Here is a 10,694-nt window from a genome sequence, read left to right as displayed (position 1 = left end):
CCGTTGAGCGAGGGTTTGAACACCCGCTCGCAGCTCACGTACATGTTGTTGACGTCGACCAGCGCAAACATGGCGCCGCCTCAAACGGGCATCGCCTTGATGGCGTTGGTCACCACGCCCCAGACCTGCAGCTCCTGGGCGGCACGCGGCACGACATCGGCGCAGCGCGGGTCGGTCGCCACCAAGCGCAGCAACGATCCCTGCATCACCAGCCGCCGGCACATGAACTCGTCGTCCACGACGGCGATCACGATGTGGCCGCTGGCGGGCCGCACCGAGCGGTCAACGAGCACGATGTCGCCATCATCGATGCCAGCCTCTCGCATCGCACTGCCGCTCACGCGCATCAGGAAGGTGGCGAGTGGGTTCCTGATCAAGACGTCATTCAGATCCAGGCGCCCGACGCCCGAATCCTGAGACGGCGAGCCGAATCCGATGGCCACGCTGGCGCGCGGCACCACCGCTGGCCCGGGCGAATCCCGGCCGACGCGTGTGACACCATCGCGAGGCAGCCGACTACTGTTCATTCATACAGTATATTGCAGCAACCAGGAGAGCGTCCCATGGAGATAAGGTTTCCGATCGAGCAGCTGTTCAGCCGCATCACCTCCGAAGTGGAGCTGCAATCCTTCGTCGAGCGGTTTCGCCTGAAGCCATTGAGGGCCAGCGTCCCTTCGCGGAAGTACGTCGCCGAATGGACAGGCACGGTCGATGGCAAGGCCGTCTTCTCGCGGCATCGACGTCTCGCATCCGCAGCCTCTCCAGGGTCCGCTTGCTTGAACGCCCTCAGCCTGAGCATCAGCGCGCCGGACGGCACGCATCTGTGCAGCGCCGAGGTCCAGTTCGACTGAGCAAGGCCGGGGCGGAACATGCTGGGTCGTCGGCAAATCTTCCCGGGGTTGTCCGCAGGGGCACCGCTTGCCGGGCGCCCGGCGTGCTCCTACGCTGCGGCAGCGCTCGCAACAGGGGCGCGTCCAACAGAACAGGGAGCACACGATGAAGGCCTTGAGATTCTTCGCCGCGGTTGCCGCGGGCGTGATCCTGCACACGGCCGCATCGGCCGATGGCGGCTCGGCCAGCCTGACGCTGGATCCGATCACGACGCTGAGCGGCAGTGCCACGACGCGGACCACCGGCTCGGTTGGCTACTGGCTGACCGGCAACACGTTTGAAGGCTCCGCGGTGGTCGTCCATGACGAACTGGGCCCGCAAGAGAGCTGGGGCTACCAGCCGTACAACTCGGCGACCCTCGATCCGGCGGCGTCGGCTGGCGGCCCATTCGGGCAGTACGAGGTGAGCCTGACGCAAACGGACGCAGGCTATCCGATGCTGGCAGAGGCGCACATCGGCGCCAACACCTTGAGCGCCGCGTGGCAGCGGTCCTCGCTGCAGCAGGATTACGCCATGGCGTCCGTCTACTGGAATCGCTACTTCGTGCTGGACCCGTTTGCGTCGATCACGTTCTCCGCCAGCGCCAGCTATGGCAATCCGGCCGGTGCCACCGTGGCCGGGTTCGGCGAGCAAGAGGGCGATCGCATGCCGCTCGTTCACCAGGCATCCCTCGGCTTGTACGTTCCAGGCACCTACGGGGGCGGTGCGACCCTGGCGCTGCAGACCCTGAACGTCGACCCGACCGGCCCGTCCGATGTCTACCTCGGCCGGTGGGCTGACGATCGCGACTTCTCGTACAGCTACGACTCGTTCGGCCACCTGTCGCTGACAGTGCACAACCTCTCTGCCGACCCGCTGTTCGCCAACTTCCTCGCCCAGGTCAGCGCAGTGGCCAGCCCGGTCCCGGAACCGGCGGCCTGGATGACGATGCTGGCCGGGTTGATGGCGCTGGTTGCCGCCGCGCGGCGATCGCGAACGAGGTTCGGGACGTGCGCCGCGTGAGCAGGCCGGGCGCAGCGGTTCAGAGTTGCGCCAGGCCGCCGTCGACGGCGACCTCGCTGGCGGTCATGAAGCTGCTGTCCGACGACGCGAGAAAGGCAGCCACCGCCCCGATCTCCGCCGGATCGGCCATGCGCTGGAGCGGCGTCATCGCGGCGTAGACCTTCTGGCCTTCCTCGCCAAGCGCTTGCTTCGCGAGTTCGGTCGCCGTCGCCCCGGGCGACAGCACGTTCACCCGGATGCCGGTGCCCTTCAGGTCCTCCGCCCAGGTCCGCGCCAGGTTGCGCACTGCCGCCTTGCTCGCGCTGTAGGCGCTCATGCCCGGGGCGCCCGTGGTGCCGGCGCTCGATCCGGTCAGGATGATCGAGCCGCCCTCGCCCATCAGCGGCAACGCCTTCTGCACCGTGAAGATCGTGCCCTTCACATTGGTGTCGAAGGTTTCGTCGATGTGCTCGGCGGTGATCTTGCCGAGCCGAGCCTGGCTTCCCGCCCCGGCATTGGCGAGCACGATGTCGAGGGTTCCGCGCTCGGCCTTCACTGCCGCGTAGAGTCGGTCGAGGTCGGCCTCATCCGAGACCGAGCCCCTCACCCCGCGGGCATTGGGTCCGAGCTTCGCCACAGCGGCGGCTAGCGATTCTTGTCGGCGGGCGTAGATGAAGACGAAGGCGCCTTCCTCGATGAAGCGCTTTGCTGCGGCGAAGCCGATGCCGGTCGCGCCGCCGGTGATCACGGCGGTCTTTCCATTCAGTCTGGTCATGTCATGAATCCTTGGTTGCGTTGCAGGAAGCTGGAGAAATGCTTGCCTGAGAACAACTATGGAGTTCTGATAACCTAAGGACAAGTATGCACTTTTTGGTAAGTACCTAAAAATGACGACGCCCCCTGAAATCTGCGATACCGGCTGCGGGCTCAACGCGACGCTCCGCGTCATCTCGGGCAAGTGGAAACCGCTGATCCTGTTTTTCCTGCGCGACGGCCCGAAGCGCTACGGCGAGCTCAAGCGCCTGACCCAAGGCGTCAGCGACAAGGTGCTGATCCAGCAATTGAAGGATCTGGAGGCTGATTGCGTGCTGGCGCGCAACGACTACAAGGAGGTGCCGCCGCGTGTGGACTACACGCTGACCCCGCTCGGTCGCAGCCTGGCCGATGCGATCGTCCCGCTGTGCACGTGGGGAACCAGGAACGCGGCGGAGATGGCAAGCATCTTCGCCAAGCGCGACGCTTTGCCCTAGCGGGATGGGGTGGCTGCGCGACGGAGGTCCGGGCAGCCGTCGATGGTAAGGTGCGCGCCTTGGCCGAAAGGCCCCCAGCGCCGCCATCTCGATCGTGAACGATTCCGCCGCCCCTCTCCCGAGCCACACGCCCATGATGCATCGGGGCGTTCTCCTCTAGAGCGCGGCCTTCGGAGGCCGGAATCTACGCAGTTCGCTACGCTGGCCGCTGATGCGTTCGAGATCCACAAGCTTGCGTTCACTGAGGCCTTCCGACCGACTGCTGTGCAGCGGTTGCCGTCGGTCGGCCGGGAACTCCGAATGTCCGCTCTCCGTGGCAATGCTGGCGTCACGGCTGCACGCTTACACCGTACTGCAGCAAGGGCACGCCGAGTGCTGAAGCCGTGGGCTCGGCAATTCCGAAGCCCAATCTCAGCAATAGGCGGATGGTGCTGGTGCTCCTGACGCCGTATCGTGGCCCCCGGTTCGGTCGACCGGAGCCCTGCCATGAAAGCTCACGAATCCCTGCCTGAAGCCGCCCAATCTAGGCCCGCCGCAGCCGAGGTGGCGTCGCGACAGGCCACACCCAGCTTTGGCTCGGCGTCGACCGGTGCCGCGGCGCTGCAGGCGCGCATCGACCAGTCGCCGAGCATGCTGGCGCAGCGCAAGGCCCTGGAATCGACCTTCGGCGGGGCCTACCAGCGTCAGACCGAGCCCTTGGCCGATCAGATGCCGACAGGTGGAATGGCGCCCTCGGTCGCCCAGCGCCTCGGCGAAGCGGCTGACACGCCTGAGCCCGCCGCCGCGCCGCCGGTAAGCCAGGGCGGGATGCCGCACCAACTTCAGGTGGGCATCGAGGCGCTGTCGGGCATGTCCATGGCCGACGTGCGCGTGCACCGCAACTCCGACAAGCCGGCCCAGCTGAACGCCCTGGCCTACGCGCAGGGCAATGACATCCACCTCGGGCCGGGACAGGACCGACACTTGGCGCACGAGGCCTGGCACGTGGTGCAACAGCGCCAGGGCCGTGTGCGACCCACCCTCCAGGCCCAGGGCGCCCCCATCAACGACGACCCGGCGCTGGAGCAAGAGGCAGACGTGATGGGCCAGCGAGCCCTGAGCACCAACGGCGTTGCGCCAGCCCAGAGGGTCTCGGCCGTCGGCGGCTCGGCCGGGCAGCCGATCCAGCGGCTCATCGGCTTCGAGTTCGAGACCGGGTGGGTGCTCAAGGCGCCGGCCAATGCGATCGGTATGCACACCAAGGTGATCGAGGGCCTGCGTTGGAGTGTCGTGCCCGATCGTCTCGAATACACGGCCGAGGAGCTTGACGAGATGGGCATCGGGCAAGGCCGCGCCCACGTTGGCAGCGGCGCCTTGGAGTTCGTGACCGAGGCCTTCGACGAGGGTGACATCGGGCCGGGCGGACGGTTGGAGGCGGCGCTGCTGCAGATCGAGCAGGTCGGCAACGCCCTCAACTCAGCATCGCGCGGCATATTCGGCACGGCCATCGACACGCCCATCAATCAGGTTGTCGGCAAGAACGGCATTGCATGGGGGCAAAACCTCCAAGTGCCTCCTCCGCAGCCCGGCGGCCAACTGGGCGACGCGGCGCACCGGCTTGCCATCGAGCGGGCCTACGCCAAGCGCGACAACATCCTGGTGCGGCGGATCGGTGCGCTCGCCAGCGCGCCTCAGATGACCGGCGGCATCAAGCTGGAGCAACTGATCCACCTACTTGATCGCATGAGCCAGCCGCAAGGCGGCCTGGCGCTGGGCGGGCAGACGCACCCGGGCAGCGCGCTGATGGAGAACAGCCCGGCGGCGGAGATCACCATCCTGTCCACTTGTGTGGCACGCGCGCGGCTGGTGGGGCAGGCGCGCGTGGCCGATGGCAGCGTGGCGGGTGGCAACCAGGCGGCCTACGAGGGCGCCATGGCCGAGTTGGGGTCCTATGTGCGGCTGGCGAGTGCCTATGGCAACAACATCGCCTATGACAAGGGCATCGCCCCGTTGCTGGCTCGCACCAACTTCGGGCAACTGCCCGGGTGGCTGCGTGGCGTGCCGGGATTCATCGAAGACGTCTTGTTCACATCCGACCGCTGGCCGGGCGCATTGAACAGTGCGGCCCTGGTTGGGGCCGGTAACACCAAGCTCTTTGTCAAGGCGGGCTTGCACGACGCCGTGACATCGCGTGGCTGGCTCAACAGCATTCAAGGCGGACAGGACCCGCTCACCTGGGGGCAGGACCGGACCAAGGCGAGCTGGAACCCGCAGCAGGTGGGTCAGGCGGGCAATCAGGCCCTGGGCCACGTCTACGAGTACAGGCGCATGGTGAACCCGCTACCCTTCAACCAGTGGCGGACTTATGCGATGGGCATGGCCGACCTGGTGGTGCGGGCCAACCAGGGCAACCTGCAATAGCAGCGCCCAGCCTGCTCAGTGAGCGTCGAACTCGGCCACGCTGAAGCCTCTCCAGCTCGACCCAAAGAGACTGGCAATCCTTCCGATTCATCAGGTCGTAGCCATTCGACCACGTCTGCCCCGCCACTGTGGCCTTCACCCACTCGGCCAGCACTGAGCAGGTCCAAGGCGCTGCGCGACGAAGGTCTGCTTTCGTTCCAGGCAGTCGTTCGTCGTCTGAATCCGACCGACCGCAACCAGCCTGAAGCAGTCATCGGCAGCCGCGGAGCCGCTGCGAAACGGAAGCGATACGCCGGGCGGAATCGGAAGACCTCCCTCGACGTCATCGCTCTGTCATGTTCGGATCTCACGATTCACCCTCTGAGTTTCATTTGTGCCGGGGCTGGACAATGGCAGAACTCGATCGACGCGGCACCGCGCCAACCGCATTAGGCAATGGTGATCTTGACCTGATGCCCGTCGCGCAGTACGTCCGTATGTCTACTGAGCACCAGCGGTACTCGCGTGAGAACCAGTCTCGAGTGATCTCCGAGTACGCGCTGCGAAACGGCATGGATGTAGTGCGCACGTATGCGGACCTCGGAAAGAGCGGCCTTGAATTGAAGGGCCGTACGGCCATGCAGCGCTTGCTGCTGGATGTCGGGCAGCCTCTCGTTCCATTCCGCGCCGTCCTGGTCTACGACGTCAGTCGATGGGGGAGATTCCAGGACCCAGATGAGGCTGCAGCCTGCGAGCTGACGTGCAAGCGCCGCGGCATTCGGGTCATCTACTGCGCCGAACAGTTCGCGAACGACGGCTCGATATCATCCTCGGTGCTCATCGGGCTCAAACGCAGCATGGCTGCGGAGTTCAGCCGGGAGCTTTCAGTTCGAGTGTTTGCAGGCGCCTGCAACATCGCCAAGCAGGGCTACGCGCAAGGCGGCGTAGCGTGCTTTGGGCTTCGCCGCGTCGTCGTCGACGAGTCCGGTCGAGTGAGAGACACCCTTGCATTCGGCGAGCGCAAGGGCATTCAGTCGCACCGCGTTTCACTTTCGCCTGGACCCAAGGCCGAAGTCGAGGCCGTTCGGCTCGTTTTTCAGCTTTTCATCGACAAGCGCCGTACACGATCGGAGATTGCCGAGCTCCTGAACGCTCGCGGTATTCCCTGGGTTGGTGGTCACCCCTGGAGGATGGAAGCCGTCCACGCTGTCCTGACGAACGAGCGTTACGCAGGCACCGCCATCTACAACCGTAAGTCGGGCAAGCTCAAAGCTCCGGTGAGGGAGAACACCCGGGACCTTTGGATTCGCAAGGAGGGCGCCTACGAATCGATCATCCCGATGCCGCGCTTCCTGCGGGCCCAGCAGATGATTCGAGATGCGGCGAAGCGGCTCGACAGGAATGACATGCTGCGTGGCGCGGCGCAACTGCTTGCTCGGCACGGTCAACTATCCGCGGACATCCTTGCTAGGAGCAAAGACGTCCCGTCCGTATCCTCGTATCTCCGGATTTTTGGAAGTCTGACCAAGCTCTATGCGCTGGTCGGCTACGACCTGAAGCAGAACCGTGGATTCGAACAGGTCAATCGCTCACTCCGGGAGCGCAGCCAACTGATCGTGGCTGAGGTGCAGGCTGGCATTCTCGCAAGCGGCAGTTCTTGCACACTCGACCCAGAGACTAGGTGGCTCACCGTCAACGGCGAGTTGACCGTGCAGATCATCGTGGCGCCAAACCGAGGCAACGCGCGCGGCTACTACCAGTGGCGTGTCCACATGCCTTCAGTGCCTCCCGACATCGTTGTCCTTGTCCGGATGGACTTCGACAACGCTGGTGTGCATGACTACTACCTGCTTCCTTCGATGGACAAGCATGCGTCGAGACTGCCGCGCATGGAGAGAAACGGACGCACCCTGGATGTGTACCGCACGAGAACGCTGGCCCCCCTTTACGCGCTCACGGCACGAGCGCCTCTCTCGGAGCAGCCTCAATGAAGGCAGTCGAGAGGACTCAGAGGATTGAACCTTCGGCGACCCAAGTCGACAGTTCACGCAGTAAGCGGATGAATCACCGTGCTCCGGAGCCAAGCATGCACGGTGGTCAGCATCCACAGGACCAGGCGCTGGTCGAGAGCTATCAGCAGCAGACGCAAGAGCATCGCCTACTTCAGCGAAAGGCGGACCGTGCACAGGCTGCGCTGAAGGCGTCTCAGAAGATCTTCAAGGAGCTGTTCGCCGATCCGGAGTTCGTCTCGCTCTTGAGAAGCGAGGGCAAAGGCACAGCGCCGCGCTACTTGGCCAATGGTGGATCCGATGTGGGGATGGGTCAATGATCGCGGTCGACACCTCCGCCAAACTGGCTTCCAGCGGCACCTACTTGGAACTCGAGCTCGATCAGCTTCATAGCAACAAGGCGCTGCCGCAGTCGATCCTCAGCAGCGCAAAATACCGACAGATACTTGGGTCGATTCGTGCGGTCGGCCTGCTGGATCCGCTGGTCGTTGTTCCCCGATCGCAGGACGAAGGCGGGGGCTACTCAGTCCTCGACGGATTGCTGCGCAAGGYGGCACTGGTAGAGGTCGATTTCAACAGGGCGCTGTGCCGGATCCTGACGGACTGCGAGGCCCTCACCTACAACCGCCAAGTCAACCGGCTCTCGGCTGTCCAAGAGCATCGACTGATCACTCGAGCTGCAGATGGAGGCGCTTCGAAGGTAATCCTGTCCCGGGCCCTCGGCATCTCAGTCGAATCCATCCGAGACAGACTTCGAATGCTCGATGGGATCTGTCCCGAAGCCGTCCAACTTCTGGCGGACAAGCCGGCCACCAGGGGGCTGTTCCAGGCGCTGCAGCGTATGAAGCCGTCTCGGCAGATCGATGTGGCTCAGGCGATGATCGATCTCCGAAACTACTCGGTGAAGTTCTCGTTGGTGATGTTGCACGCCACGCAGGCTGAGTTGCTGACGGAAGATGCCCAGGCTCGCAGGCAGGCGAACAGCTCATCGGAAGCTCGACATCTTCTTCAGCGAGAGATGGCGACGGTTCAATCGGACGCGAAGAGACTGGAAGTGGAGTACGGGCCCAACTGCCTGCAGCTCGTCGTGGTGAAGGCCTACATCCGCTCGCTCTTGGGGAACGCCAAGATCGTCGGTTGGCTCGCACGCAATCGAGGGAACTACCTACGTGAGCTGCAGCTGATCTCAGAAATTGAGGTGCTCGATCCGGCAACTTGACGATCGCCCAGAAGAGCCTTCGCGGCCGCAATACGGGCGTGATCGCCTTGCCTGGCCAGCCTGACAGTTCCGAAGCGCCTGACCAGCAAGTCAACCCTCCGGGAAGTCAGTGGGGCTTGTCTCCAGGGAACGACTGCATCAGATCGACCAGCCACAACCTCGTCATGCCCACGGCCTTGAGCTGAGGACCTGCGTTAGGGTTCTCAGTGAAGGCATCTCGAAGCAGATCCAGCTCAGCGACCGCCTCACGGCGGAATGCATCCTTGTCCGGCAACAGCTTCACGAGCGCGGCGATCATGGCCATCGCACAGAGCACTTCGCCCTGCAGGTAGCTTGCTGTCTCGTTGGGCTTCACTTCGTCGCTCATTCACTCACCTCGCAAACGGCCGAGAGAGCATCGATTGAATCTCGTGAAGTGCGCCTGTGCAAGAGAGCTTTCGCGAGCATGGAGCGGTCCATGTATCTCGCCCTCCTGCAGCTGATCCGCAGTAGAGTGACCTCTCGACGGGTATTTCCAACCTGTGCTGCGCTTGCACATGTATTCGGAGGCACGCATGTCTAGTCCAATCTCAAGATCTGCCTGGGTTGATCKCGTTTTCACGAAGCTGAGCAAGCTTGATCCGACGGCAACGATGGTCGAACTGCAGCAGGTGGCCGCGCGCTCCTACGAGGCGGAGCCTGGTGAACCACCTGAGGTCTGGGCTGAAAACTACTACCTGAGCACGCACCAAGCCGACCAACGCCACTGGCGGCGGACGTTCTGGGAGAGGGCGTTGGCGATTGAGCCCAGGCTGAGTCTGAGGGAGTTGTGGGACCTCGCAGATTACTCGTGGCGCGAGTACCCCACTCATCGTCGTTCAGCACTTGTCGCGGCCAATCACGCACTCGGCATAGAGATCGACTGTACGGTGCAGATCGGCGAACTAGCCGGCTCGGGATGAGCGCTCGACGCGTTGCGTGGCAGGGCGCGACCTTCTACTGCGAGCTGACGCACCCTCAATCTGCACTGCAGCGGATTGAGTGACTGGCGTAGACCCCGTGCGACAGACAGGTCGCTTGCGCTTCGTCGGCTCGTTGGAAGGCTCGATGCTGTGTGTAGTAGGCGGCCGCCCTGCCCAACGCCAAGGTCTGCGCCACAGTGGCTGCAGTCGGTCGCTTCGAGCTATCGACCGGTCGCTTGCTGCCTCAATGCGTACGCTAAACGCGCCGGAGGTAGCCAGACGATCGGTCAAGCGACGCGGCACCCAACGCCGCTCGTCAACGCGCCGTGCCCCAGCGGAGCGCGGTGGGGTTGAATGTCCGCTACGCGCCTGCGCGAACTGGAGCTATCGACCCTGAGCGGCCATTTGAAATGCCAGATTCGATGCCGCCAAGCAGCCGCTCGATACTTGGTCTTGCGCCCGCCTGTAGTGCGCCAGACGCTACGCCCGCTGCACATGGAGCCGCTGTCTTATCGCATGCACCGCGGCAAGGCAGTCATTCTCTGAGAAGACCGGCAGAAAGATGGACTGCCCGCCTAGGTGTAGGCCATTTGTCTTGATCGTGAGGCCAGGCTCTTCACCACGGCTCGCCAGGTTGGCAAAAGCTTCTTCGATTTGATGCCATGCATATCGCGAAACGCGCCCGTCGGAGCCCGGCGAATGAACGTACTCAACTCCGCCCTCATCAATCACCAAGTAGGTCAAGTATGCGGTGGTCGGAGCCGTCTTGAAGAGCCACGCATACAGCAGGACGCCAACGACCGTAGCGAGTAGAGGCCACAACATCGCGTGAGTCAGCGACATCACGACACCTCCGATGACCAGCACGACGGCGCCGGAGTACGTCGCGGTCCGTAGCGCATCTCCTGGCGTTCGTGGCACCTGTAGTTCAAGCCGCTGCACGTCCGAAAACCTCCACTCGATCCCGTTTCCCCAGGACCTCGCCCCGCGATGCCCGTTAGAGCTGATGTCTACAGCTTACAGG

General features: G+C 63.8%; 12 protein-coding genes. 8 read left to right on the top strand and 4 right to left on the bottom strand.

From position 1 onward, the window contains the following. Positions 1-80: 80 nt before the first annotated feature. On the bottom strand, positions 81-443 hold the full coding sequence (locus AC1D01_RS09175) for a LexA family protein (RefSeq protein WP_477865738.1): 363 nt from the start codon (positions 441-443) through the stop codon (positions 81-83). Between the two features lie 96 nt (positions 444-539). On the opposite strand from AC1D01_RS09175, the gene AC1D01_RS09170 reads away from it, so the two are divergent. Together AC1D01_RS09170 and AC1D01_RS09165 are read left to right on the top strand one after the other, a co-directional pair. Then, complete coding sequence (locus AC1D01_RS09170; protein WP_477865737.1) at positions 540-851, top strand: hypothetical protein; 312 nt, start codon at positions 540-542, stop codon at positions 849-851. A 145-nt stretch (positions 852-996) separates the two neighbouring features. Then, positions 997-1,893: a hypothetical protein gene (locus AC1D01_RS09165; protein ID WP_477865736.1), complete on the top strand. Its 897-nt coding sequence runs from the start codon at positions 997-999 to the stop codon at positions 1,891-1,893. 19 nt (positions 1,894-1,912) lie between these two features. On the opposite strand, the gene AC1D01_RS09160 is transcribed toward AC1D01_RS09165, so the two are convergent. Then, positions 1,913-2,647, bottom strand: a complete 735-nt coding sequence (locus AC1D01_RS09160) for an SDR family NAD(P)-dependent oxidoreductase (protein WP_477865735.1) — start codon at positions 2,645-2,647, stop codon at positions 1,913-1,915. 112 nt (positions 2,648-2,759) lie between these two features. On the opposite strand from AC1D01_RS09160, the gene AC1D01_RS09155 reads away from it, so the two are divergent. The 5 genes from AC1D01_RS09155 (at position 2,760) to AC1D01_RS09135 (ending at position 8,729) form a co-directional block, all read left to right on the top strand. Beyond that, positions 2,760-3,122, top strand: coding sequence for a winged helix-turn-helix transcriptional regulator (locus AC1D01_RS09155; protein WP_477865734.1), 363 nt, complete (start codon positions 2,760-2,762; stop codon positions 3,120-3,122). 486 nt (positions 3,123-3,608) lie between these two features. Then, entirely contained in the window at positions 3,609-5,522 is a 1,914-nt protein-coding gene (locus AC1D01_RS09150) for an eCIS core domain-containing protein (protein WP_477865733.1), read from the top strand. A gap of 389 nt (positions 5,523-5,911) precedes the next feature. Further along, entirely contained in the window at positions 5,912-7,492 is a 1,581-nt protein-coding gene (locus tag AC1D01_RS09145; protein WP_477865732.1) for a recombinase family protein, read from the top strand. Between the two features lie 95 nt (positions 7,493-7,587). Then, on the top strand, positions 7,588-7,830 hold the full coding sequence (locus tag AC1D01_RS09140; RefSeq protein WP_477865731.1) for a hypothetical protein: 243 nt from the start codon (positions 7,588-7,590) through the stop codon (positions 7,828-7,830). Further along, on the top strand, positions 7,827-8,729 hold the full coding sequence (locus AC1D01_RS09135) for a plasmid partitioning protein RepB C-terminal domain-containing protein (RefSeq protein ID WP_477865730.1): 903 nt from the start codon (positions 7,827-7,829) through the stop codon (positions 8,727-8,729). Before AC1D01_RS09140 ends, AC1D01_RS09135 begins: the two co-directional genes overlap by 4 nt. A 106-nt stretch (positions 8,730-8,835) precedes the next feature. On the opposite strand, the gene AC1D01_RS09130 is transcribed toward AC1D01_RS09135, so the two are convergent. Next, on the bottom strand, positions 8,836-9,096 hold the full coding sequence (locus AC1D01_RS09130) for a hypothetical protein (RefSeq protein WP_477865729.1): 261 nt from the start codon (positions 9,094-9,096) through the stop codon (positions 8,836-8,838). A gap of 265 nt (positions 9,097-9,361) precedes the next feature. Between AC1D01_RS09130 and AC1D01_RS09125 the strand changes: the two genes are divergently transcribed. Next, positions 9,362-9,670: a hypothetical protein gene (locus AC1D01_RS09125; RefSeq protein WP_477865728.1), complete on the top strand. Its 309-nt coding sequence runs from the start codon at positions 9,362-9,364 to the stop codon at positions 9,668-9,670. Positions 9,671-10,150: 480 nt separating this feature from the next. Here AC1D01_RS09125 and AC1D01_RS09120 read toward each other — a convergent pair whose 3' ends face one another. Then, positions 10,151-10,513, bottom strand: a complete 363-nt coding sequence (locus AC1D01_RS09120) for a hypothetical protein (protein WP_477865727.1) — start codon at positions 10,511-10,513, stop codon at positions 10,151-10,153. Between the last annotated feature and the right edge of the window lie 181 nt (positions 10,514-10,694).

This window comes from Rhizobacter sp. P3_B12 (assembly GCF_056402895.1).
The sequence above is the reverse complement of the archived record's forward strand: the minus strand, read 5'-3'. Positions and strand labels throughout refer to the sequence as shown.

What these genes read in the sequence shown, in the direction of transcription:
- AC1D01_RS09155 (WP_477865734.1), top strand. Translation starts at nt 2,760, where the DNA reads ATGACGACGCCCCCTGAAATCTGCGATACCGGCTGCGGGCTCAACGCG.
- AC1D01_RS09150 (WP_477865733.1), top strand. Translation starts at nt 3,609, where the DNA reads ATGAAAGCTCACGAATCCCTGCCTGAAGCCGCCCAATCTAGGCCCGCC.
- AC1D01_RS09125 (WP_477865728.1), top strand. Translation starts at nt 9,362, where the DNA reads ATGGTCGAACTGCAGCAGGTGGCCGCGCGCTCCTACGAGGCGGAGCCT.
- AC1D01_RS09160 (WP_477865735.1), bottom strand. Translation starts at nt 2,647, where the DNA reads ATGACCAGACTGAATGGAAAGACCGCCGTGATCACCGGCGGCGCGACC.
- AC1D01_RS09145 (WP_477865732.1), top strand. Translation starts at nt 5,912, where the DNA reads ATGGCAGAACTCGATCGACGCGGCACCGCGCCAACCGCATTAGGCAAT.
- AC1D01_RS09120 (WP_477865727.1), bottom strand. Translation starts at nt 10,513, where the DNA reads ATGTCGCTGACTCACGCGATGTTGTGGCCTCTACTCGCTACGGTCGTT.
- AC1D01_RS09140 (WP_477865731.1), top strand. Translation starts at nt 7,588, where the DNA reads ATGCACGGTGGTCAGCATCCACAGGACCAGGCGCTGGTCGAGAGCTAT.
- AC1D01_RS09165 (WP_477865736.1), top strand. Translation starts at nt 997, where the DNA reads ATGAAGGCCTTGAGATTCTTCGCCGCGGTTGCCGCGGGCGTGATCCTG.
- AC1D01_RS09130 (WP_477865729.1), bottom strand. Translation starts at nt 9,096, where the DNA reads ATGAGCGACGAAGTGAAGCCCAACGAGACAGCAAGCTACCTGCAGGGC.